22 protein-coding genes and 2 tRNA genes are annotated in these 22634 nt (G+C 71.3%); 10 read left to right on the top strand and 14 right to left on the bottom strand.

What is annotated here, in order from left to right:
- Nucleotides 1-816 carry an SOS response-associated peptidase gene (locus tag ADK41_RS30095; RefSeq protein WP_030835159.1) on the bottom strand — a complete coding sequence of 272 codons (816 nt, stop codon included), beginning with the start codon at nt 814-816 and terminating at the stop codon, nt 1-3.
- Nucleotides 817-876: 60 nt separating this feature from the next.
- Here ADK41_RS30095 and ADK41_RS30090 point away from each other — a divergent pair, with 60 nt between their 5' ends.
- The 4 genes from ADK41_RS30090 to ADK41_RS30075 all read left to right on the top strand — a co-directional run bounded on the left by ADK41_RS30090 (nt 877) and on the right by ADK41_RS30075 (nt 4545).
- A complete protein-coding gene (locus ADK41_RS30090) occupies nt 877-1599 on the top strand; it encodes a M50 family metallopeptidase (RefSeq protein WP_030835156.1) in 723 nt (240 codons plus the stop codon).
- Between the two features lie 152 nt (nt 1600-1751).
- Nucleotides 1752-3092, top strand: a complete 1341-nt coding sequence (aroA, locus tag ADK41_RS30085; RefSeq protein ID WP_030835151.1) for a 3-phosphoshikimate 1-carboxyvinyltransferase — start codon at nt 1752-1754, stop codon at nt 3090-3092.
- Between the two features lie 9 nt (nt 3093-3101).
- Complete coding sequence (rsgA, locus tag ADK41_RS30080) at nt 3102-4112, top strand: ribosome small subunit-dependent GTPase A (protein WP_030835147.1); 1011 nt, start codon at nt 3102-3104, stop codon at nt 4110-4112.
- A gap of 109 nt (nt 4113-4221) precedes the next feature.
- On the top strand, nt 4222-4545 hold the full coding sequence (locus tag ADK41_RS30075) for a DMT family transporter (RefSeq protein ID WP_030835143.1): 324 nt from the start codon (nt 4222-4224) through the stop codon (nt 4543-4545).
- 7 nt (nt 4546-4552) lie between these two features.
- On the opposite strand, the gene ADK41_RS30070 is transcribed toward ADK41_RS30075, so the two are convergent.
- A complete protein-coding gene (locus ADK41_RS30070) occupies nt 4553-5206 on the bottom strand; it encodes a TetR family transcriptional regulator (RefSeq protein WP_234319092.1) in 654 nt (217 codons plus the stop codon).
- Nucleotides 5207-5291: 85 nt separating this feature from the next.
- Between ADK41_RS30070 and hisN the strand changes: the two genes are divergently transcribed.
- Both hisN and ADK41_RS30060 read left to right on the top strand, forming a co-directional pair.
- Nucleotides 5292-6092, top strand: a complete 801-nt coding sequence (gene hisN / locus ADK41_RS30065; RefSeq protein ID WP_030835137.1) for a histidinol-phosphatase — start codon at nt 5292-5294, stop codon at nt 6090-6092.
- A gap of 170 nt (nt 6093-6262) precedes the next feature.
- On the top strand, nt 6263-6664 hold the full coding sequence (locus tag ADK41_RS30060) for a CBS domain-containing protein (protein WP_030835134.1): 402 nt from the start codon (nt 6263-6265) through the stop codon (nt 6662-6664).
- Between the two features lie 71 nt (nt 6665-6735).
- Here ADK41_RS30060 and ADK41_RS30055 read toward each other — a convergent pair whose 3' ends face one another.
- Nucleotides 6736-8187, bottom strand: a complete 1452-nt coding sequence (locus tag ADK41_RS30055) for a catalase (RefSeq protein WP_030835131.1) — start codon at nt 8185-8187, stop codon at nt 6736-6738.
- 144 nt (nt 8188-8331) lie between these two features.
- On the opposite strand from ADK41_RS30055, the gene ADK41_RS30050 reads away from it, so the two are divergent.
- The gene (locus tag ADK41_RS30050) at nt 8332-8748 is read left to right on the top strand and encodes a Fur family transcriptional regulator (protein WP_053637111.1); all 417 of its coding nucleotides are present in this window, start codon (nt 8332-8334) and stop codon (nt 8746-8748) included.
- Between the two features lie 116 nt (nt 8749-8864).
- On the opposite strand, the gene ADK41_RS30045 is transcribed toward ADK41_RS30050, so the two are convergent.
- From ADK41_RS30045 to ADK41_RS30030, 4 genes are all read right to left on the bottom strand, one after another.
- Nucleotides 8865-8938: transfer RNA gene (locus ADK41_RS30045), tRNA-Met, on the bottom strand.
- A 115-nt stretch (nt 8939-9053) separates the two neighbouring features.
- Nucleotides 9054-10868 (bottom strand): tetratricopeptide repeat protein, encoded by a 1815-nt coding sequence (locus ADK41_RS30040; RefSeq protein WP_199821972.1) that lies wholly within the window; start codon nt 10866-10868, stop codon nt 9054-9056.
- A gap of 223 nt (nt 10869-11091) precedes the next feature.
- Nucleotides 11092-11165, bottom strand: a tRNA-Met gene (locus tag ADK41_RS30035).
- A gap of 55 nt (nt 11166-11220) precedes the next feature.
- Entirely contained in the window at nt 11221-14148 is a 2928-nt protein-coding gene (locus ADK41_RS30030; RefSeq protein ID WP_234319091.1) for a UPF0182 family membrane protein, read from the bottom strand.
- A gap of 164 nt (nt 14149-14312) precedes the next feature.
- Here ADK41_RS30030 and ADK41_RS30025 point away from each other — a divergent pair, with 164 nt between their 5' ends.
- Entirely contained in the window at nt 14313-14855 is a 543-nt protein-coding gene (locus tag ADK41_RS30025; protein ID WP_030835119.1) for a PPA1309 family protein, read from the top strand.
- A gap of 9 nt (nt 14856-14864) precedes the next feature.
- Here the strand turns inward: ADK41_RS30025 and ADK41_RS30020 are convergent, their stop codons facing one another.
- The 4 genes from ADK41_RS30020 to ADK41_RS30010 form a co-directional block, all read right to left on the bottom strand.
- Nucleotides 14865-15959 carry a YlbL family protein gene (locus tag ADK41_RS30020; RefSeq protein WP_030835117.1) on the bottom strand — a complete coding sequence of 365 codons (1095 nt, stop codon included), beginning with the start codon at nt 15957-15959 and terminating at the stop codon, nt 14865-14867.
- A 98-nt stretch (nt 15960-16057) separates the two neighbouring features.
- On the bottom strand, nt 16058-16222 hold the full coding sequence (locus ADK41_RS42270) for a hypothetical protein (protein ID WP_167353495.1): 165 nt from the start codon (nt 16220-16222) through the stop codon (nt 16058-16060).
- Between the two features lie 141 nt (nt 16223-16363).
- Nucleotides 16364-16822, bottom strand: coding sequence for a molybdenum cofactor biosynthesis protein MoaE (locus ADK41_RS30015; protein WP_030835115.1), 459 nt, complete (start codon nt 16820-16822; stop codon nt 16364-16366).
- A 93-nt stretch (nt 16823-16915) separates the two neighbouring features.
- Nucleotides 16916-18079: an SDR family oxidoreductase gene (locus ADK41_RS30010; protein ID WP_030835112.1), complete on the bottom strand. Its 1164-nt coding sequence runs from the start codon at nt 18077-18079 to the stop codon at nt 16916-16918.
- A gap of 192 nt (nt 18080-18271) precedes the next feature.
- On the opposite strand from ADK41_RS30010, the gene ADK41_RS30005 reads away from it, so the two are divergent.
- Entirely contained in the window at nt 18272-19720 is a 1449-nt protein-coding gene (locus ADK41_RS30005) for a zinc-dependent metalloprotease (protein ID WP_030835109.1), read from the top strand.
- Nucleotides 19717-20238 (top strand): NUDIX hydrolase, encoded by a 522-nt coding sequence (locus tag ADK41_RS30000; RefSeq protein WP_030835106.1) that lies wholly within the window; start codon nt 19717-19719, stop codon nt 20236-20238. Before ADK41_RS30005 ends, ADK41_RS30000 begins: the two co-directional genes overlap by 4 nt.
- A gap of 57 nt (nt 20239-20295) precedes the next feature.
- Here ADK41_RS30000 and ADK41_RS29995 read toward each other — a convergent pair whose 3' ends face one another.
- The 3 genes from ADK41_RS29995 to ADK41_RS29985 form a co-directional block, all read right to left on the bottom strand.
- Entirely contained in the window at nt 20296-21051 is a 756-nt protein-coding gene (locus ADK41_RS29995) for an AIM24 family protein (RefSeq protein ID WP_030835103.1), read from the bottom strand.
- A gap of 17 nt (nt 21052-21068) precedes the next feature.
- Entirely contained in the window at nt 21069-21749 is a 681-nt protein-coding gene (locus tag ADK41_RS29990) for an AIM24 family protein (protein WP_030835101.1), read from the bottom strand.
- A gap of 11 nt (nt 21750-21760) precedes the next feature.
- Nucleotides 21761-22634 (bottom strand): AIM24 family protein (locus tag ADK41_RS29985; protein WP_167353494.1); only part of this gene is annotated, 874 nt, incomplete at its 5' end.

The raw sequence follows: 22634 nt of genomic DNA, 5'->3' as shown, positions 1-22634 counted from the left end.
TCAGAAGAGTGTGCCCTCCTCCGGCGCGGCCAGCTCGGTCAGCAGCTCCGGTCCGTTGTTGCGGACGTTGCTGACCGCCGTGGGGACCGGGTAGGCGCGCATCAGGCCGGGGGGCGGCGGGGCGAGCAGTTCGCGCAGTTCGCCGACGTCCGTGCGGGCGGGGTCCAGCCAGGCGTCCCAGCGGTCCGGGGTGAGCATCAGCGGCATCCGCGGGTGGATCTCGGCGAGGGTGTGCGGGCCGTCCGCCGGGGACACCGCGAGCGGGCTCGTCTCCGCCTCGGTGGTGATGACGGAGCACGTCACCCACCAGGCCTGGGGGTGGTCGTCCGGCAGCGTCTTGTCCCGCCAGAACTCGTACAGCCCGGCCATGGCGAACACCGAGCCGTCGGCCGGCGTCACGAAGTAGGGCTGCTTGCGGGGCCGCTTCTTCTTCCCCTCGACCTCCAGGTCCCGCTCCTGCTTGCCGGTGACCCACTCGTAGTAGCCGTCGGCGGGCAGGACGCAGCGCCGGGAGGAGAAGGCGCGGCGGTAGGAGGGCTTCTCGTGGACGGTCTCCGCGCGGGCGTTGATCATCCGGGCCCCGCCCTCGGGCGTCTTGGACCAGGAGGGCACCAGGCCCCACTTCAGCTTCCGCAGCTGCCGAACCGGACGCGGGTCCGCCGCGTCCTTCAGGGCACGGTCGAGGACGGCGTAGACCTCCTTGGTCGGCGCCACGTTGTAGTCGGGCCCCAGGGCCTCCTCCGGCTCCCACTTCTCGATCTCGAAGATTCCTGCGAGATCCTCGGGCCTGCGACTCGCTGCATACCGTCCGCACATACATGCAACACTGCCAGACTCCGTCCGCGCAGAGGGAGCAATCGGAAACAGATGGAAAGCATGGTCAGCACCGCGTCCGCCTCACTCGCCTCCCTCTGGGACGAGGTCTCCGGCACCCAGCCCGACCCGGATGTGTGGGTGGTCGTCGCCACACTGGTCGCCGCGGCCGCCGTCGTCGTACCGCAGGGGCTGTGGCGGCTGTCCCGGAACGCCGTCACGATCGCCCACGAGGGCGGGCACGGCCTGGTGGCGCTGCTCACCGGCCGCACGCTGACGGGGATACGTCTGCACTCGGACACCAGCGGCCTGACCGTCAGCCGCGGAAAACCGCACGGCATCGGCATGATCCTCACGGCCGCCGCCGGCTACACCGCTCCCCCGCTGCTGGGGCTGGGCGGCGCCGCGCTGCTCGGCGCCGGCCGCATCACGCTGCTGCTGTGGCTGGCCACGGCGCTGCTGGTGGCGATGCTGGTGATGATCCGCAACGCGTACGGCGCGGTGTCGGTGCTCGTCACGGGCGGTACGTTCGTCCTGGTGTCCTGGCTGACCGGGCCCCAGGTGCAGGCGGCGTTCGCGTACGCCGTGGTCTGGTTCCTGCTCCTGGGCGGGGTGCGCCCGCCCTTCGAGCTCCAGGCCAAGCGGTCACGCGGCGGCGCGGGCGACTCCGACGCGGACCAGCTCTCGCGCCTGACCCACGTGCCGGCGGGCCTGTGGCTGTTCCTGTTCCACGCGGTGTCGCTCTGCGCGCTGCTGGGCGGGGGCAGGTGGCTCCTGGGGCTGTAGGGCGCGAGCGCGGGGAGGCCGCGGACGGAGACGGCCCGCGGGGCCCCTGGGCCGTGCCGGTGCGCGGCTCCGCAGCACGGGTGCGAACAGGCATGACGGATCCGCGACCGACGAACGGCCTACCCGCTCCCCCTCCTTATAGAGTGGTCCCCATGGCCCGAAACTCCGCGCACACCGCCCTCTGGCCCGCCCCGCACGCGAGCGGAGCCGTCGACGCGACGGTCCACGTGCCCGGGTCCAAGTCGGTCACCAACCGTGCCCTCGTCCTCGCCGCCCTCGCCTCCGAGCCCGGCTGGCTGCGCCGCCCGCTGCGTTCCCGCGACACCCTGCTGATGGCCGGCGCCCTGCGCGCCATGGGCGTCGAGATCGAGGAGACGGTGTCGTCCAGCTCCTCCGTCGCGGGGGGCCCGGACAGCACCGGCGAGGCCTGGCGGGTGCTCCCGACCGGCCTGCGCGGCCCGGCCACCGTCGACGTCGGCAACGCCGGCACGGTGATGCGGTTCCTGCCCCCGGTCGCCACGCTGGCCGACGGCCCCGTCCGCTTCGACGGCGACCCGCGCTCGTACGAGCGTCCGCTGAACGGTGTCATCGACGCGCTGCGCCGGCTGGGCGCCCGGATCGACGACGAGGACCGCGGCACCCTGCCGATGACCGTGCACGGCGGCGGCGCCCTGGACGGCGGCACCGTGGAGGTCGACGCGTCCTCCTCCTCCCAGTTCGTCAGCGCCCTGCTGCTGTCCGCGCCGCGCTTCAACCAGGGTGTCGAGGTCCGGCACACCGGTGAGACGCTGCCGTCCCTGCCGCACATCCGGATGACCGTCGACATGCTCCGCGCGGTGGGCGCCCAGGTGGACACCCCCGAATCGGGCGGCGAGCCGAACGTCTGGCGGGTCACGCCGGGCGCCCTGCTGGGCCGGGACCTGACCATCGAGCCGGACCTGTCCAACGCCCAGCCGTTCCTGGCGGCGGCGCTGGTGACCGGCGGCAAGGTCGTCGTTCCGGACTGGCCGGCCCGTACCACCCAGCCCGGTGACCGGCTGCGGGAGATCTTCACCGAGATGGGCGGTTCCTGCGAGCTGACCGAGTTCGGGCTCGTGTTCACCGGCTCCGGGTCGATCCACGGCGTCGACGTGGACCTCGGCGAGGTCGGCGAGCTGACGCCCGGCATCGCGGCCGTGGCGGCGCTCGCGGACTCCCCGTCCACCCTGCGGGGCGTGGCCCACCTGCGGCTGCACGAGACGGACCGGCTGGCCGCGCTGACCAAGGAGATCAACGAGCTCGGCGGCGACGTCACCGAGACCGCCGACGGGCTGCACATCCGCCCGCGCCGGCTGCACGGCGGGGTCTTCCACACCTACGAGGACCACCGCATGGCCACCGCCGGCGCGATCATCGGCCTCGCGGTCGAGGGGGTGCAGATCGAGAACGTGGCGACCACGGCGAAGACCCTGCCGGACTTCCCCGAGCTGTGGACCGGGATGCTCGGGGCGTAGGGGTTCACCATGCGCCGCTACGGCAAGCACACCGACGAGGACGACATCCGCTCCCGTCCCCACCGCAAGGGCAACCGGCCGCGCACCCACATCCGGCCCAAGCACGAGGACGCGGCCCCGGGGCTGGTCCTCACCGTGGACCGGGGCCGGCTGACCTGCCTCGTCGACGACCGGACCGTGCTGGCGATGAAGGCCCGCGAGCTGGGCCGCAAGGCGGCCGTGGTCGGTGACCGGGTGGCCATCGTGGGCGACCTGTCCGGGAAGAAGGACACGCTCGCGCGGGTCGTGCGGATCGAGGAGCGCGCGTCGGTACTGCGCCGTACCGCGGACGACGACGACCCCTACGAGCGGGTCGTCGTCGCCAACGCCGACCAGCTCGCCGTCGTCACCGCCCTCGCCGACCCCGAACCCCGCCCGCGGCTGGTCGACCGCTGTCTGGTCGCGGCGTACGACGGCGGTCTCGAACCGCTGCTGGTGCTGACCAAGTCGGACCTCGCGCCGCCGGACAAGCTGCTGGAGCTGTACGGCGACCTCGACATCCCGTACGTCGTGACCAGCCGCGCGGAACTGGAGAGCGGCGAGGCCGCGGACCGGGTGCGGGAGCACCTGGACGGCCGGATCACCGCGTTCGTGGGGCACTCCGGGGTCGGCAAGACGACGCTGGTCAACGCGCTGGTGCCGCAGGAGCGACGGCGTACGACCGGACACGTCAACGCGGTGACCGGACGGGGACGGCACACGACGACGTCCGCGCTGGCGCTGCCGCTGGCGGGGGCCGAGGGCTGGGTGATCGACACACCGGGGGTGCGGTCCTTCGGGCTCGCCCACGTCGACCCGTCCCGGGTGATCCACGCCTTCCCCGACCTCGAGTCGGGCACGGAGGGCTGTCCGCGCGCGTGCAGCCACGACGAGCCGGACTGCGCGCTGGACGCGTGGGTGGCCGAGGGGCACGCGGATCCGGCGCGGCTGTACTCGCTGCGGCGACTGCTGGCGACGCGGGAGCGCACGGAGGGCGACTGACCTCCGCGTTGTTTGTCGTGACCTCCGGACGGTAAGTGCATAATCGCACCGAGCCGGACCCGAAGCCGACGAAGCGGTCACTGTACGTGGGAACGCGGGAGGACGACACATGGCGTGGCTGCTGGTCATCGTGGCCGGGTTGCTCGAGACCGGTTTCGCCGTGTGCCTGAAGCTGTCGCACGGCTTCACCCGGCTGTGGCCGACCATCGCGTTCTGCGCGTTCGCGCTGGGCAGCTTCGGACTGCTGACCCTGGCGCTGAAGAAGCTGGACGTGGGGCCCGCGTACGCGGTGTGGACGGGGATCGGCGCGGCGGGGACGGCCGTCTACGGGATGGTGTTCCTCGGGGACCTGGTGTCGACCCTGAAGATCGTGTCGATCACGTTCGTGATCGTCGGGGTGATCGGGCTGCAGCTGTCGGGGTCCGCGCACTGAGCGTCCGCTACGGCACCACCGGCTGCCGGTGCGGGACGCCGCGCGCCGGGCCGGCGGCGCCGCCGTCGGTCGGGGGCGCGGCGTGGCAGGACAGGGCGAGGCGGACCACCGGCTCGCAGGAGCGGGCCGGGTCGGCGGCGTCGGAGCCGGGGGCGCCGGGTCCGGCCAGGACGGCGACGGCACGGTCGCGGACGAGGACGACGAAGTCGGCGGGTGAGGGCAGCGGGCCGTCGGCGCGGCGCTGCGCGGGCACGGCGGAGCCGGACGCCGCGGCCGTGCGGCCCGGGGCGAGCAGGCGTCCACCCCAGCAGCCGGTGAGCATGGCGCGGACCAGGGCGTTCTCCCGGGCGCCGGCGGTGGTCCACCCGGCGGTCGCGGTCAGCCGGTCGCGCGGGTCCAGGTGGCCGGTGAGGGCACGGCCGACGCCGGCGAGGCAGCCGTCGGGCTCCCTGCGGACGAGGGCCGGGGCGAGCCCGTCCTTGCTGCCGAACTCGTCGTACAGCGTCTGGCGGGAGACCCTGGCCGTGGCGGCCGCGTCCGCCCTCCGCACCGCGGACCACGGTCGGCGCGCCGGCTCCGTGCGGGCGGCGTCCAGCAGGGACTCCCGCGCTGCGGACGTCTTCGCCTCCCTCGGGGCGAGCGGCCGGTCCTGCGGTGAGATCCGGCGCGCCGCCGGACCCTGTCGAGGGTGCGCGGGTCCCGCCCCCGGTGGCCCCGCACCCACCTCGGCAGATACCGTTCGTCGCATGCCCGACTACCTCGACGACCTGCGTCTCGCCCATGTCCTGGCGGATGCCGCCGACGCCGCGACGATGGAACGGTTCAAGGCTCTCGACCTCAAGGTGGAGACCAAACCGGACATGACGCCGGTGAGTGAGGCGGACAAGGCCGCCGAGGAGCTCATCCGCGGCCACCTCAAGCGCGCCCGCCCGAGGGACGCGGTCCTGGGCGAGGAGTACGGGGTGGAGGGGACGGGGCCGCGGCGCTGGGTGATCGACCCGATCGACGGCACCAAGAACTACGTGCGCGGGGTCCCCGTGTGGGCCACGCTGATCTCCTTGATGGAGGCCGGTGAGGGAGGCTTCCAGCCGGTCGTCGGGGTGGTCTCCGCCCCCGCCCTCGGCCGTCGCTGGTGGGCCGCGCGCGGGCACGGCGCCTATTCCGGCCGCAGTCTGTCGTCGGCCTCCCGGCTGCACGTCTCCCGCGTCTCCGAGCTCTCCGACGCCTCCTTCGCGTACTCCTCGCTCAGCGGCTGGGAGGAGCAGGGGCGCCTCGACGGCTTCCTCGACCTCACCCGCGAGGTGTGGCGCACGCGCGCGTACGGGGACTTCTGGCCGTACATGATGGTCGCCGAGGGGTCGGTCGACCTGTGCGCCGAGCCCGAGCTGTCGCTGTGGGACATGGCGGCCACCGCGATCGTGGTGACGGAGGCGGGCGGCAGTTTCACCGGACTCGACGGCCGCCCCGGCCCGCACAGCGGCAACGCGGCCGCGTCGAACGGGCTGCTGCACGACGAGCTGCTGGGGTACCTCAACCAGCGTTACTGAGCGGCGCGGGGCGAGCGTGCGCGCCCCCGATCGGCCGCACGCGCCCCCTTGTTGGCCCCCGCTCCGCCTGCCACTCTGAGAGTTCCCCCACTTGTGAACTTGTGAAATCGCGAACGAGCGGACTCCCCCGTCCGTGACTTCGCGTTTTCCGGTAGGAGGTGGCTCCATCCATGCTCGTCCGTGACGCCATGAGCGCCGTGGTCCTCACCATCGGCCCCGCCCACACCCTCCGCCAGGCCGCCGCCCTGATGTCCGCCCGCCGGGTGGGCGCGGCCGTGGTCCTCGACCCCGACGGCACCGGCATCGGCATCCTCACCGAGCGGGACGTGCTCGACTCCGTCGGACTCGGCCAGGATCCCGACACCGAGCGCGCCCACGCCCACACCACGACCGACGTCGTGTTCGCCACCCCGTCCTGGACCCTGGAGGAGGCCGCCGCCGCCATGGCCCACGGAGGTTTCCGCCATCTGATCGTCCTGGACCGGGGCGGGCCCGTCGGCATCGTCTCGGTCCGCGACATCATCCGCTGCTGGGCGCCCCGGCGGCAGCGGGCCCCGCAGGTACCGGCGTAGCGACGTGCCGAACGGGCCGGACCCCGAGAGGGGGTCCGGCCCGTGTCTCGACAAGCGGTCCAGCGCTGGAATCAGCCGCGCAGGGCCTGGACCGCGGCCTCCAGCCGCTTGCCGAAGTCCTCGTCCGCCTGACGGAAGTTGTTGATCGCGCGGTCGGCGATCTCGTCACGCGTGACGCCGGAGACGGCGTTCGCCAGGTTCTTGACCAGGCGCTCCTTCTCCTCCTCCGTCATCAGCCGGTACAGGTTGCCCGCCTGGACGAAGTCGTTGTCCTCGGCGTGGACGGGTGTGACCGTCTCACCGGTGACGCCGGTGACCGCGACGGGCTGCCACAGCGGACGACCCGTCTGGTTCGGGCCGCCGAAGCTGTTCGGCTCGTAGTTCTTCGCGCCCTTGTGACGGCCGTCGTACAGGTAGCCGTCACGGGAGTGGGTGCGCGCCTCGGTGGCGTGCGGGCGGTTCACCGGCAGCTGGTCGGCGTTGATGCCGATGCGGTAGCGCTGGGCGTCGCTGTAGCCGAAGAGGCGGCCCTGGAGCATCTTGTCCGGGGAGGGACCGATGCCCGGCACGAAGTGGGCGGGGCTGAAGGCGGACTGCTCGACCTCGGCGAAGATGTTCTCCGGGTTGCGGTTGAGCTCCAGCTTGCCGAACTCGATCAGCGGGTAGTCCGCGTGCGGCCAGACCTTGGTCAGGTCGAACGGGTTGAAGCGGTACGTGGCCGCCTCGGCCGCCGGCATCACCTGGACGTAGACGGTCCAGGACGGGAAGTCGCCGCGCTCGATGGCCTCGCGCAGGTCCCGCTGGTGGGAGTCGGGGTCCTTGCCCGCGAGGATCTCGGCCTCTTCGGCGGTCAGGTTCTTGATGCCCTGGTCCGTCTTGAAGTGGTACTTGACCCAGAAGACCTCGCCGGCCTCGTTGTTCCACTGGTAGGTGTGCGAGCCGAAGCCGTCCATGTGGCGGTACGACGCCGGGATGCCGCGGTCACCGAACAGCCAGGTCACCTGGTGCGTGGACTCCGGGGACAGACCCCAGAAGTCGAAGACGTTGTCCGCCTCCTGCGAGCCGGTGTACGGGTCGCGCTTCTGGGTGTGGATGAAGTCGGGGAACTTGATCGCGTCCCGGATGAAGAACACCGGGGTGTTGTTGCCGACGAGGTCGTAGTTGCCCTCCTCGGTGTAGAACTTCAGCGCGAAACCGCGCGGGTCGCGCACGGCGTCCGCGGCGCCCAGGTTGCCGGCCACCGTCGAGAAGCGCAGGAAGGTCTCCGTCTGCTTGCCGACCTCGGAGAGGAACGCGGCCCGCGTGTACCGCGTGACGTCGGCGGTCACCGTGAAGGTGCCGTAGGCGCCGGCGCCGCGGGCGTGCACCACACGCTCCGGGATGCGCTCACGGTTGAAGTGCGCCAGCTTCTCGATGAGGAGCTGGTCCTGAACGAGGACCGGGCCACCGACGCCCGCGGTCTCGCTGTTCTGGTTGTCGGCTACCGGAGCACCGGCTTCCGTAGTGAGCGGTCCCTGCGTCACGTGCGCCTCCTGCGTACTCGCTGACCAAACCATGCCTTGGCCAAATCCGATCTCGATCCTACAATGGACAATGTCTAAGTCAAGCAAGACTCCAAAGTCACACCCGTTCGGGACTCTTGTCCCCCTCCTGTTAGGCTGGTGCCTATGAGTGACCTTTTGGAACGGCTCCGTGGACGTGGATGGCGGATGACCGCACAGCGCCGTGTCGTGGCCGAGGTCCTCGACGGCGAACACGTTCACCTGACAGCCGACGAGGTGCACGCCAGGGCCGTCGCCAAGCTGCCCGAGATCTCCCGGGCGACCGTCTACAACACCCTGGGCGAGCTGGTCTCGCTCGGCGAGGTGCTGGAGGTCGCCACGGACAAGCGGGCCAAGCGGTACGACCCCAACGCGCACCGCCCGCACCACCACCTGGTGTGCGCGCAGTGCGGCGCGATACGCGACGTCCACCCGATCGGCAATCCGCTGGCCGACCTCCCCGACACGGAGCGCTTCGGTTTCACGGTCTCCGACGTCGAGGTGACGTACCGCGGAGTCTGCCCGAACTGCGCGGCGGCTTAGGCGGCACACCCCACGCGCAAGCGAAAGCCCCGGCACCCATGGGTACCGGGGCCAAAAGCCGAGGGCCGGAACCCTTTCGGATTCCGGCCCTCGGGATTCCGGCCCTCGGCCTTCAGTAGCGGGGACAGGATTTGAACCTGCGACCTCTGGGTTATGAGCCCAGCGAGCTACCGAGCTGCTCCACCCCGCGTCGATGAATGAAACACTACGTCAAGAGAACGGGCAGAAGCAAATCCGTTCCCACGCACCGCTGCGGGCAGTCCCGCACCGCCCCGCACACGCCGGGCTGCGGAACCCGCCCCGCCTCACGCCGACAGTTCCTCACGCAACGCGTCCCGCAGCCGAGCCGCCCGCTCCGTGACCGCCAAAGGCCCCAGCGCCGCCGCCCGCTCGGCCCACCGCTGCCCCTCCGCGAGCTCCCCTCGCCGCGCGTAGACCAGCGCGAGCCGCAGCGCCGCCCGCCCGTGCCCCGCGTCGGCCGCCCGGGTCCACCACACGGCCGCCTCCGGCTCTCTGCCCTCACGGGCCAGCAGCAGCCCCAGATTGAAGGCACCGTTGCGCGACCCGGCCTCCGCCGCCTCCCGGTACCAGCGCGCCGCCTCCACCACGTCCCCCCGGGCCGCCGCGAGCATCCCGACCCGCACCTGGGCCCGCCGGTGCCCCTGGGACGCCGCCCGCTCGTACCACTCCTCGCACTCGCTGCGCCGGTTCACGGGCTCCCCCAGCTCGTGCGCGGGCTCCGGCGGCCTGCGGGCGTCCAGCACCGTCGCCAGCCGGTACGCGGCCTCCGCGCTCCCCCCGCCCGCCGCACACCGCAGGAACCGCTCCGCCTCGCCCTCCTCGCCCTCCCGCAGCCGCGCCATCCCGACCTGGAGCGCCGCCTCCATGTGCCCGGCGGCCGCCGCCTGCTCGTACCAGCGCAGCGCGGACCGCTCCTCGCCCCGGCCCGCGTGCAGGATGCCGAGGTTGAAGGCGGCGTCCACGCTGCCGGCCTCCGCGGCCTTGGAGAACCACGGCTCCGCCCCGGTCGCGTCCCCGGCCCGCAGCAGCAGGATCGCCAGCGCGTTCGCCGCCTCGCGGTGACCGGCGTACGCGGCCCGGCGGTACCACTGCTCGGCCTGGGCGGTCCGGCCCTGGTCGGCGCAGAGCAGCCCGAGGTTGTACGCGCCGTTGATGTCACCGGCGTCCATCGCGGCGCGGTACCAGCGCTCGGCGGTCTGGGTCTCACCCCGCTCGGCGTGCAGCGCCCCCAGCGCGTTGGCGGCGTTGCCGTCGCCGTCCTGGGCGGCCCGCAGCCACCAGACGGCGGCGTTCTCGGTGTCCCCGGCGTCGCGCAGCAGGAAGCCGAGCGCGCAGGCGGCCCGGACCTCGCCGTCCTTGGCGGAGGTCAGGTACCAGCGGCCGGCCTCCTTGAGGTCGCCGCGCCGCTCCAGGATCGTCCCGAGGTGCAGCGCGGCCCGGCGGTGTCCGCGCGCGGCGGCCTGCCGGTACCACTGCTCGGCCTCCCGCACCAGCGCGGCGGCGTCGTCGCTCTCCCCGGCGGCCCTGCGGTCCAGCGCGCGGGCCAGCCGGTACGCCCCTTCCCGGTGCCCCCGTTCGGCGGCGACCCTCATCCAGCGCTCGGTCCCGGCCGTGTCCCCGCGGTGCTCCAGCAGGTCGGCGAGGGCGTACGCGCCGAGGGTGTGGCCCTGCTCGGCGGACTGGCGCAGCCAGTACTCGGCCGCGGGTTCGTCGCCGCGTTCCCGGTGATGGCGGCCGAGCGCGTGGGCAGCCGCGGTGGAACCGGCCACGGCGGCGATCCGCCACCAGCCCGCGGCCTCGTCGGCGTAGCCCCGCTGGTGCAGCAGGACACCCAGGTTGTTGGCGGCGGCGCGGTCGCCCGCGGCGGTGGCGGCACGCAGATGGGGTTCGGCTCCGTCGAGATCACCGCGGCGCAGCAGCATGGCGCCGAGGACGCTCATCGCCTCGACGTCGCCGGCCTCGGCGGCGAGCCGTTGACGCAACTCCTCGGCCGCCTCGTCGGCGGCCTCCCCCGTCTCGTCGCGGGGGTCCTCCCAAGGGGAGGACTGCACAAAACGCCCAGTCCCGAACAGAGTTGCCTTGTCCCCCATAACATCCATCGTCGCACCACCTGCAACCTGGGTACACCTGGTATACCGCAGTCAGTGAGGTCACTACAGCGTTTTGTCGACATGCCCACAGAGAGACAAGTCAAACACAGATCGGTCAACTCCCGTCGGCGGCACGGCCGTCACCCGCCCCGGCACATGCGTTCGCCCATCACAAAGGCCCGGATTCCTTGAGGAATCCGGGCCTTTGATGTCGCCTGCTTCGCGACCTGAGTAGCGGGGACAGGATTTGAACCTGCGACCTCTGGGTTATGAGCCCAGCGAGCTACCGAGCTGCTCCACCCCGCGCCGTTGCGTTGCAACCGTAACACGGCGCGGGGCGGGCGTTTGACCAACCTGCTCGCTAACTGCTCGGGCTCGCGCTGGGGGCGGTGCCGCCGGCGCCGCCGCCCCCTTCGGCCGACTGGGCCTCCTCGGCCTTGCGCAACGCTCCCTCCAGGTCCTTCTGCGCCTTGCCGTAGGCCTCCCAGTCGTTCTTCTTCAGGGCTTCCTGGCCGGCCTCGAAGGCCTTCTGGGCGTCGTTCAGCGCCTCCTGGACCGTCGGGTTGTCGGACGTCGGCGGTGGCGTCGTGCCTTCCCCCTCGCCGGCTCCCTCGTCCTCGCCCGGTGGCGGCTCAGTGGTCGCGCCCTGACCCCCGAAGACCTTGTCGAGGGCCTGGTCGAGGGTGTCCTCGAAGGCGGTCTGACCTCCGTAGGTCACCAGCACCTTCCGCAGCAGCGGGTACTTCAGTCCGCCACCGCGCACGTAGACCGGCTCCACGTAGAGCAGTCCCCCGTCGAGCGGGACGGCCAGGAGATTGCCGTACTCGACCTCGGAGTCGCCACCCCTCAGCAGTCGGATCGTCTCGGCGATGTCCTGCTGCGAGTTGAACTGGCTCTGTACCTGCTTCGGTCCGGAGACCGTGGTGCTCGTCGGCAGTTTCAGAATTCTGATCTTGCCGTAGTCCTCGGTGCCCGGGTCGGCGTTGACCGCCATGAACGCACTGAGGTTGTCGCGCCCGTTCGGGGTGAGCGTCGTGGTGAGCGAGAAGGTCTGCTCCTGTTGATCGGGCATCTTCATGCTCAGGTAGTACGGAGGCACCGCGTCGCCCGTCTTGTTCGTCGGGTCGTCCGGAACCTGCCACACCTCGCTGCCGGAGAGGAACGTGGTGGCGTCCTTCACGTGGTAGCGGGTCAGCAGCTCGCGCTGCACCTTGAACAGATCCTGCGGGTAGCGCAGATGCGCCATCAGCGCGCCGGAGATCTCGGTCTTCGGCTGCACCGTGTCCGGGAAGGCCTTCATCCAGGTCTTCAGGACGGGGTCCTGGGTGTCCCACTGGTAGAGCTTGACCTCGCCGCTGTACGCGTCGACGGTCGCCTTCACCGAGTTGCGGATGTAGTTGACCTGGTTCTGCTGGGCCACCACCGCGCGCTGGTCGTTGGTGGCGGTCAGCGAGTCGGCCGTGGTGTCGCCGAGGGTCGTCCGCGACGCGTACGGGTAGCCGTTGGTGGTCGTGTAGGCGTCGACGATCCACTGGATCCGGCCGTCCACGACCGCCGGGTAGGCGTCGCCGTCGATGGTCAGCCACGGGGCGATCGCCTCGACGCGCTCCTTGGGCGTGCGGTTGTACAGGATCCGCGAACCCTCACCGATCGCCCCCGAGTACAGGATCTGCGGCTCGCTGAACGCGACCGCGTAGGCGGCCCGGTTGACCGGGTTCTCGAGGTCGACCCCGCTGTCGCCCTTGTAGCTGTACGTCTTCTCGCCGCTGTCGTCGGAGTAGTCGATCTCCTTCTGGGGCCCGCCGACGATCGAGTACGTCGTCGTCCGCTCGCCGTAGTAGACGCGCTGCTCGTACGACCCGAGGTCGCCCTTGGACGGCAGGTCGGACTCGGTGAACGCCGGGCGACCGCCGGCGTCGGCGCTGGTGCCCTCGGCGGCGACGACACCGTAACCGTGCGTGTAACGGAAGTGGTCGTTGATCCAGTTCCGCTTGGGAATGCCGTCGTAGTTCAGCTCGCGCAGACCGATGACGGTGTCCTGGTCCTTGCCGTCCTTGGTGTACCGGTCGACGTCCAGGTTGGTCGGGAACGCGTAGTAGTTCCTGATCTGCTGGAGCTGCTGGAACGTCGGGGAGACGATGTTCGGGTCCATGATGCGGATGCTCGCCGCGTCGGACACGTCGTCCCGCAACTTGGTCTGGTCCTCGGTCTGGGCCGTGCCCGGATACTCGGTGACCTGCGAGTCGTCGATGCCGTAGGCCTCACGCGTGGCCTTGAGGTTCTTCTCGACGTACGGCGCTTCCTTCGCCTGCTCGTTCGGCTGGACCTGGAATTTCTGCACGATCGCCGGGTACAGGCCGCCGATGAGGATCGCCGACAGCACCATCAGACCGAAGCCGATCACGGGCAGCTGCCAGGTGCGCCGCCACAGAGTGGCGAAGAACAGCAGCGCGCAGATCACGGCGATGCAGAACAGGATCGTCTTGGCCGGCAGATAGGCGTTGGCGTCGACGTACCTGAGGCCCGTCCAGCTGTCGGTGGCCTTGAAGTCGCTGGACTTCACCGCCAGTCCGTACCGGTCGAGCCAGTAGGCGACCGCCTTCAGGGTCACGAAGACGCCGAGCAGCACCGACAGGTGTCCGGTGGCCGCGGCCGTGGCGCGCGCGCCCGGGCTGGTGATGCGGAGTCCGCCGTACAGGTAGTGGGTGAGCGCGGCGGCGATCAGCGCCAGGATCGTGGCGGCGAAGCCGAAGCCGAGCAGGAACCGGTACCAGGGCAGGTCGAAGGCGTAGAAGGAGACGTCGAGCTTGAACTGCGGGTCCTTCTGGCCGAAGGACACGCCGTTGATCCACATCAGCCAGGTCCGCCACTGGCTCGACGCCGAGGCGCCGGCGATCAGGCCCACCAGCGCGGTGATGCCGAGCAGCAGCCACTTCTTGTACGGGGCGATGCCCATCCGGTACCGGTCGAGGTTCTGCTGCTCCATGGACATGGCGCTCAGCGGCGGCCGCATCCGGTGTGCCAGCCAGACGTTGAAGCCGACCGCGAGGGCCATCAGCAGACCGAAGACGAAGAACAGCCCGATCTTGGTCCACAGGGTGGTCGTGAACACCGACGAGTAGTCGACCGAGCGATACCACAGCCAGTCGGTCCAGAAGCCCGCGAACATGGTGAACACCATGCCGAGGACGGCCAGGACGCCCAGTGTCAGGAGCAGGGTCCGGACCCGCCGGGACGGGCGGCCCACTCTGATCCGTGGCCCCGTCGGGCCTCCGCCGCGGTCCGGCATCTGGAAAGCCAAGGTAGGCACCTCGAAGTTCGCTGTTGATTCGTCAAGCCCGCGTCTTCACGGACCGTGTGTGGTGCCCCGTGATCGTGGGCCCACACCTATGCAACTTACTCACGCTTTACTCGGTTCCCGATTCCGGGCAGGAACGAGAGAGGATTGTGACCATGTCCAACACACCCATGGCGGCCAACCCGCTCACCCGGGCCGTACTCGAGATCGACGAGTACGCCTCCGGCCTTGGCTGGGACCAGCCCGCCCGCCTGTTCGCCCTCGTCGACACCGCCCGGCTGCGGGCCGAACAGCCCTCGCTCGCGGACCGGCTCGGTCTGGGCGACGCACAGGAGACGACCGTTCTCACCCCCATCGAGCAGGACGAGATTCCCACGGGCAAGCCGCTCGACGAGTTCCTGGGCACCATCGCCTGGCCCGACGCGGTGACCGGCTGCGCCCTGACCGTGGAACGGCTGATGCTGCCGCCGTCGGCCGAGGCCCAGGTCCCCAAGGACCTGGACGAGGCCGCGCTGACGAAGTGGGTGGCGCGGCACCCGGAGCGCCAGGAGGTGCGGATGACGGTCGCGGTGCTGCGCGACGGGGCCCGCGAGTCGGCCCTGCGGCTGCGGGAGAAGGACTCCGCCACGGAGGTCCTCACCGGCTCCGAGCTGGTGCCGGGCCTGGCTCAGGCGCTGGCGGCCACGTTCGAGGAGTAGCGGGGCCGGTCAGGACGCCCTGCACGTCGGCAGGTCCGAGACGTCGCCGGAGCGGATGTCCTTCAGGGCGTCCAGGGCGTCGCCGATGGTGCCCACCTTCACCAGGGTGAGTCCCTCCGGGGTGTCCTTGGCCGCGGACGCGCAGTTGCCGGCGGGCGTGAGGAAGTACTCGGCGCCCTTGCCGCGCGCGCCGACCGTCTTCATCTGGATCCCGCCGATCGGCCCCACCTTGCCGTCGTCGTCGATCGTGCCGGTGCCGGCGACGAACCTGCCGCCGGTCAGGCTGCCCGGAGTGAGCTTGTCGTAGATGCCGAGGGCGAACATCAGACCCGCGCTCGGCCCGCCGACGTCGGCGAGCTTGATGTCGACGCTGAACGGGAAGGTGTGGTCGGTCCCGGCGGAGATCCCGACGACGGCGCGCTTCTCGCCGCCGTCCTCGGAGGTCGTGGTGGTGATCGTCACCTTCTCCGTCTTCGCCGCCGGGCGGTTCTCCTTCTCGGCGGCGGCCTGCTCCTTGGCCGGCACGATGGTGAAGACGACGTCCTCGCCCGGCTTGTGCTCGGTCACCCGCTCGGCGACGTCGGCCGGCGCCTTCACCGCCTTGCCGTCGACCGCCTTGATCACGTCGCCCGCGTGCAGCCTGCCCTCGGACGGGGACCCCTTGACCACCGTGGAGACGATCACCCAGGACTTCACCGGGACGCCGAGTTCCTTCAGGGCCGCGACCTTGGCGCTCTCCTGGGACTGGCTGAACTCCTCGGCGTTCTCCTGGGTGGACTGCTCCTCCGTCTTGCCGTCGGGGTAGAGGGTCTCGTGGGGGACGACCTTGTTGTCGTGCGCGAGCCATCCGTAGACGGCCTCGACGAGGTTCATCCGGTAGTCGGCGCCGGTGACCCGCACCGTGGTCATGTTGAGGTGACCGTCCGTCGGGTAGGTCTTGTGCCCGGAGATCCGCAGCACCGGCTCGCCGTCGTGCTCACCCAGCGTGTTCACCGTCGGCCCCGGGGACATCTCCGAGTAGGGCACGGGGAGGAACACTCCCGCGCACAGGAGCGCGATCAGCATCAGGGTGGAGGCGAGCATCGTCGCGGTGCGGCGTGGCATGCCTCGACAGTACGTGACAGGCCTGTCAGCACACCGTCAGGGCCGCCCGGACGGGCGGCCCTGCTCGCGTCATACGCCTGACCTGCTGTGGTCGTCCTTCAGCTGCCCGGGCGCGGCCTTTCCATGGCCTCGCGGAACCGGGCGTAACCGATGAGTTCGGGGCCGTCGCTCCGCACCTTGCGCGTACGGTTGGCCCAACTGCCCCACAGCCCCGCTCCGATCGCGGCCACAAGCGGAATCAGCAACCAGGCGAGCGCCGCCATGCCGACCTCCCAACCCCATGAGCGTCCGCAACACTGACTGATCAGCAGATTAACCATCCGCAGTGACAACGCTCACGCCAGGGGTGGGGTTACGCAACCTGAGGTCCGGGCCCGCTCAGCAGGACCCCAAAAAAGACGGCGCTACGCGCCGACCCATTCCTCGGTCCCGTCGGAGAACCTCTGGTGCTTCCAGATGGGCACCTCGTGCTTGAGGTCGTCGATCAGCTTCCGGCAGGCCTCGAAGGCCTCCCCCCGGTGCGGGCACGACACGCCGACGACCACTGCGAGGTCGCCGACCCGGAGGTCCCCCACGCGGTGCACGGCGGCCAGCGCCCGAACGGGGTACTCGGCGGCGACCTTCCCGGCGATCCGCCGCATCTCGTCCTCGGCGCCGGGGTGGCACGAATAGCCGAGCTCGTCGACGTCGGCGCCCCCGTCGTGGTTCCGTACCGTCCCCACGAACAGCGCCGTCCCGCCGGCCGCGTCGTCCCCGACCGCGCGGAGGACCTCGTCCACGGACAGCGGCGTGTCGCGGATCGAGATCAGCTTGATCGGGTCCTGTGCGGCCTGCTCACCCGGGTGATCGTGCGTGGATGCCATGTCCCCATCGTGCCCCACCCCGGCGGCAACGCGGAACGGCGTCGTCGCCCGGCACGCGCGCGTGCCCGTTCGGAACCTCCCGCGGGAGACGCGTCAGATCCGGCGCCGGGCCTTGCGCGCCCGTCGCACCACGGCCGCCGCGCCCAGCAGGGCCACCGTCGCTCCCGCGGCGCCCGCCGCCGTCGCGTCCTTGCGCCCCAGTCGCCGACCGGCGACCGTGTGCCTGCCGGACACCTCCTCCAGCAGCTCCGCGAGCACCTCCTCGTTGGTGTGCGCGGGCCGCCACCCGGCGTCGTGCAGCCGGCTCCCGCTCACCACCCAGGGGTGCATCGTGTACGCCAGGTCCCCGGCCGGGGAGGGGGTGAGCCCGATCCGGTGCAGCCGGGCCGCCGCGCCGAGCGCGACCGCCGACGGCAGCTCCATCCGCCGGATCCCGCTGAGCTCCTCGACCTCCTCCTGCTCCAGCCATCCGTCGCAGCCGACGGCAAGCTCGCCGTCGACCTTCTCCAGGACGGCGTACTCCAGGGCGCTGCACAGATCCTCGACGTGGCAGAACTGCCACGCGGGCCGCGACCCGGCCACCACGAGCAGCCTGGGCGACTCGAAGTACCTGGTCAGCGCGGTGTCGGTGCCTCCCACCAGCACGGCGGGGCGCACGACCGTGACATTGAGCCCCGGGTGCGCCCTGGGCGCCCGGCGCGCGAGCCGCTCGATCTCCAGGAGGTCGCCGACCCCCGTGGCCTCCGCCGTGGCCCGCAGCTCCGCGTCCTCGGACAGCGGCAGCTCGTTGTCCGGCAGCGCTCCGTAGACCATCGTCGACGTGCACAGCACCACGCGGTGCACTCCGGCGGCCGCCGCGGCCGTCAGCACCGTCTGCGTCCCCCGCACGTTGTAGGCCGTCCGCGCGGCGGCGTCGGTCTCCAGATCGAGGTCGAGCGCGAGGTGGACCACCACGTCGGCCCCGCGCAGCTTGTCCGCGATGGCCGGGTCCCGTACGTCCAGGATGTGCCAGAGCGCCTCGGCGCACTCGCCGCGCCGCTCGTCGATGGCGATGACCTGCTTGACCTCCTCCGAGGCGGCGAGCCGCGCGGTGAGCAGCGCGCCGACGCCGGACGCGGCACCGGTGACCGCGACGACGGGTCCGCGCGGGGCGGTCGTTCTGTCGGCGCGAGGCGCCGTCGTCGAGGGGCGGCGGTCGGGCGACGGGCGGGCCGAGTCGTTTCGCGCTGCGCGAACCTGTGGATCTGGGGAACTCACCGGGCGTCTCCAGCGGTTGTCTTCAGTACGAGCGCGAGTGACGCGCGCGTACCAGGTGGCATCCATCCTGCCGCAGGCCTCCTGTCGGCGAAGCACCGAGGCCCGAACCGCTTCAGGTGTCTACGCTGGGTGGTGTTGTCGGGCAACCGCGCCGCCGGAAAGAACCGGTGGCCCTACCAGCCGAGGAAACCCGTGAGTGACACCCCATTCGGATTCGGCCTTCCGCCGGAGGAGCCGGACGACGGCGACGAGGGCAAGAAGAAGGACCCGCAGAGCGGTGGTGGTCAGGGCCCGGCCAACCCGTTCGGCTTCGGCACGCCCGGGGCCGGAGGCTTTGGCGGCCCGGGCGCGGACAATCCGTTCGCCGCGATGTTCGGGTCGTTGAACCCCACCGACCTGGGCGCAGCGTTCCAGCAGCTCGGCCAGATGCTCTCCTACGAGGGCGGGCCGGTGAACTGGGACATGGCCAAGCAGATCGCCCGGCAGACCGTCTCGCAGGGCACCGCGGAGGGTTCGAAGGACGCGAGCGTCGGCCCCGCCGATCGCAGGGCCGTGGAGGAGGCGGTCCGTCTGGCCGACCTGTGGCTGGACGACGCGACCTCCCTGCCGTCGGGCGCCCACTCCGCCGTGGCCTGGAGCCGCGCGGAGTGGGTGGAGGCCACCCTTCCGGCGTGGCGGGAGCTGGTCGACCCGGTGGCCGAGCGCGTCGGGAACGCGATGGGCGATGTGCTGCCGGAGGAGATGCAGGCCATGGCCGGCCCGCTGATCGGCATGATGCGCTCCATGGGCGGCGCCATGTTCGGCACGCAGATCGGGCAGGCCGTCGGCGTGCTCGCCGGTGAGGTCGTCGGTTCGTCCGACATCGGCCTGCCGCTGGGCCCGGCCGGCCGGGCCGCGCTGCTGCCGCTGAACATCGAGACGTTCGGCAAGGACCTGGGCGTCTCCCAGGAGGAGGTGCGGCTGTACCTCGCCCTGCGCGAGGCCGCCCACCAGCGCCTGTTCGCGCACGTCCCGTGGCTGCGCTCGCACCTGTTCGGCGCCGTCGACGGCTACGCGCGCGGGATCAAGGTCGACACCGGAAAGCTCGAGGACGTCGTCGGCCAGTTCGACCCGCAGAACCCCGAGCAGCTGCAGGAGGCCCTCCAGCAGGGCATGTTCCAGCCGGAGGACACGCCGGAGCAGAAGGCCGCCCTGGCTCGTCTGGAGACGGCGCTGGCGCTCGTCGAGGGCTGGGTGGACGCCGTGGTGCACGCCGCGGCCAAGCCGCGGCTGTCGTCGGCCGACGCGCTGCGCGAGACGCTGCGCCGCCGTCGCGCCTCGGGCGGCCCGGCGGAGCAGACGTTCGCCACGTTGATCGGTCTGGAGCTGCGTCCGCGCCGGCTGCGCGACGCCTCGCGCCTGTGGGCCTCGCTCACCGACGCGCGCGGGGTCGACGGCCGGGACGCCCTGTGGGCGCACCCGGACATGCTGCCGACGGCGACCGACCTGGACGACCCGGACGGTTTCGTGCACCGCGAGCAGATCGACTTCTCCGAGCTGGACAAGATGCTGGGCGAGGCCGCCGGCAAGCCCGACCTCAAGAAGAAGGACGAGGGCGAGGGCCGCAGCGAGGGCGAGAGCAAGGGCGACGACACCGAGTGAGCCTCCACGACGACGCGGTCCTCGTGCTCAAGGGGTACGAGGACCAGCCCGAGCTGCGCCAGGCCTATCTGGATCATCTCGCGGCGCACCCGGACGGCCTGTGGAAGGCCTGCGCGGACGGTCACATCACGGCGAGCGGCCTGGTGATCGATCCCGAGCGGGGCCGGGTCCTGCTGACCCTGCACCGGAAGCTGCGGATGTGGCTCCAGATGGGCGGGCACTGCGAGCCCGGTGACGTCTCGCTCGCGGCGGCGGCCCTGCGGGAGGCGACGGAGGAGTCCGGCGTCACGGGACTGGCGCTGGTGCCCGGCGGGCCCGTGCGGCTGGACCGCCACCTCACACCGTGTGCCTGGCACCTGGACGTCCAGTACGCGGTACTGGCTCCGTCCGGAGCCGTCGAGGCGATCAGCGACGAGTCCCTCGACCTGCGCTGGTTCCCGTACGACGAGGTGGCGGACGTGGCCGACACCTCGGTCACCCGTCTGGTGGAAGCGACCCGGACGAGACTGGGCGTCTGACGCAGGGGTGGGGGCGACCGCCCGGGCGGTCGCCCCCACCCCTGCGTCCGTCCCCCGTCAGCTCCAGGCGTTGCCCTGGTTCTGACCGCGGGCGCCCTGCTGTCCCATGCCGTACTGCGCGGCCAGGCCGGAGCCGACCTGGGCGTTCTGCGGCGGCAGCAGTTCGCTGGGCTGGACGAGCGCGAAGCCGGTGCCCATGAAGCTGAGCTCCCAGCCCTCACCGGTGCTGCCGCGACGCCGCCACACCCCGGAGGAGTGGGTCTGGGCCTGCATCTGCACGCGCAGGGACGTGGACCAGGCGACGATCGCGTCGGCGTCGCAGTTGACGTACTTGTCCGGCGTCACCTGCATCAGCAGCGGCATGCCCGAGGTCATCAGGGCGACCTTGCCGTTGCCGGTGATGTTGAGCTGGTACTTCCCGGAGCCGGAGATGCCGTACAGGCTGTCGACGGCGATCACCTCGTGGTGCAGCGAGGAGTCCATCGCGAGCACATAGCTGCTGTCGACCGTCAGCCCGTCGTGATCCACCTCCATGACGTGGATGCGCTGGGCGAGGTTGGCGAGGTAGACGGTGCCCTGCCCGTGGCAGCGCATCAGATCGAGTCCCTCACCGGTCCGCGCACGCGCGCGGGACGCGCTGTTGCTCTGGAACTCGGCGTCGAACTCGACGAGTCCCTGGTAGGCGACCATGGTGCCCTTGCGGGCGAGGACGTCCTCGTGGCCCTCCAGGGCGACGCGGAGCATCTGCTGGTTCTGCAGGCTCCAGCGCTCCTGGGTCTGCTGGTCGTTGAAGGCGAAAAGCGGGCTCTGCATGGTGTGGTTGCTCCCCCTCAGCCCCGGACCCGGAGACGGTCGGTGCTGTCCTCACTGGGCTGGACGACGACGATGCCCTGACCGGAGAAGGCCATCTGGTAGGCCTCTCCGCTGCCGCGGCCGATCAGCGACTGGGCCCGGAAGCTGCGCTTGCCCTTCACCTTGAGGTTCGGGGACCAGGCGACCAGGGCGTCCGGGTCGACATACGTCTCGTCGTCGCCGCCACCGCAGTCGACGACGATCGGCTTGCCGCGCGAGGTCAGCGCGACCCAGCCCTGTCCGGAGATCCTGGTGTTCCACAGGCCCTGTCCGGCGAACTTCGCCAGGCCCTTGACCCGCTCCACGCCCCACGTGAGGTGGGCGTCGAAAGCGAGCAGGTTGGTGGCGTTGACGGAGATGCCGTCGCCGTTGAGGTTGATCACGACGACGTTGGCGCCGTAGTCGGCGAGGTAGAGCAGGCCGTCGCCGGAGCACTTCATCAACGGCGCGCCCTCACCGGTCATCCAGTCCTTGGCGATCTGGCGCACGGCCGGCGGGTTGGGCTCGTACTGCACGAACCCTTCGTAGGCGACCATCGAGCCCACGCGCGCGAGGAGGTCGTTCCCGGTCTGCACGGCGACCTTCAGCATGTGGTTGCCGTGGTTCTCCATGCGGGCGGTGACGGGGGCGGGGGCGTAGCCCGCGAGCGGCTGGTTCATGACGGGCTCCCTCAGATCTCGTACGGCTGGACGACGATGAAGTTGCCGGGTGCGCCCCGGAACTGGAGGTTGACGCTCTCCCCGGTGTCGCCGGGGTAGGAGTTGCGGCGCATCCGCACCTGGCTGGAGACGACCACCTGGGAGGCGGCCGACCAGGCGACCACGGCGTTGCAGTCGGCGAAGGTGGTGGGGGTGACCGGCAGCACCACGGGCGTGCCGTGGGTCTTGACGACGATGGTGCCGGTCCCCTGGAACTGCATCGTGAACAGCGCGCCGCCGGGGATGCCGTGGCCCTCGATGCGGCGGACCTCGTACTGGAGGCCCTCGTCGAAGGCGAGGACGTTCTCGGCGGAGACGCACACGGCGTCGCCCTGGAGCTCGATCGGGTGCAGCATCGTGGAGTTCTCGGCGAAGAACACCTGGCCCTGGCCGGTGCAGCGCATCAGCTGCATCTCCTGGCCGGTGGCGTTGCCGACGACGCGGCCGGAGAAGCCTGCGCCCTTGTAGCCGAAGTCGACCTTGCCCTGGTAGAGCACCATGCTGCCCTGCCGGGCCAGCACGGGCTGCCCGCCGATGCCGAGGTCGGCGCGGACCAGCTTCTTGTTCTGCTGGGTCCAGCGCTGTCCGGTGGGCGTCTCCTTGAACTGCTGGAGCGCGCCGAGCACACCGGGGCCCTGCGGTGCGCCCTGGGGAGCACCGTACGGGGCCGGCTGGTGCGGCACCTGTCCGGGCGGGGGCTGCTGGCCGTAGCCCGGAGGGGGCGTGGGCTGTCCGTAGCCGGGCGGCGGGGCGGGAGCGTGCGGCTGTCCGTAACCCGGGGGCGGCGGAGCGGGCTGGCCGTGCGGCGGCTGCTGGCCCGGCCGGCCGTAGGGCGTCGGCGGCGGG

This window comes from Streptomyces caelestis (assembly GCF_001279005.1).
Taxonomy (GTDB): domain Bacteria; phylum Actinomycetota; class Actinomycetes; order Streptomycetales; family Streptomycetaceae; genus Streptomyces; species Streptomyces heliomycini.
The sequence above is the reverse complement of the archived record's forward strand: the minus strand, read 5'-3'. Positions and strand labels throughout refer to the sequence as shown.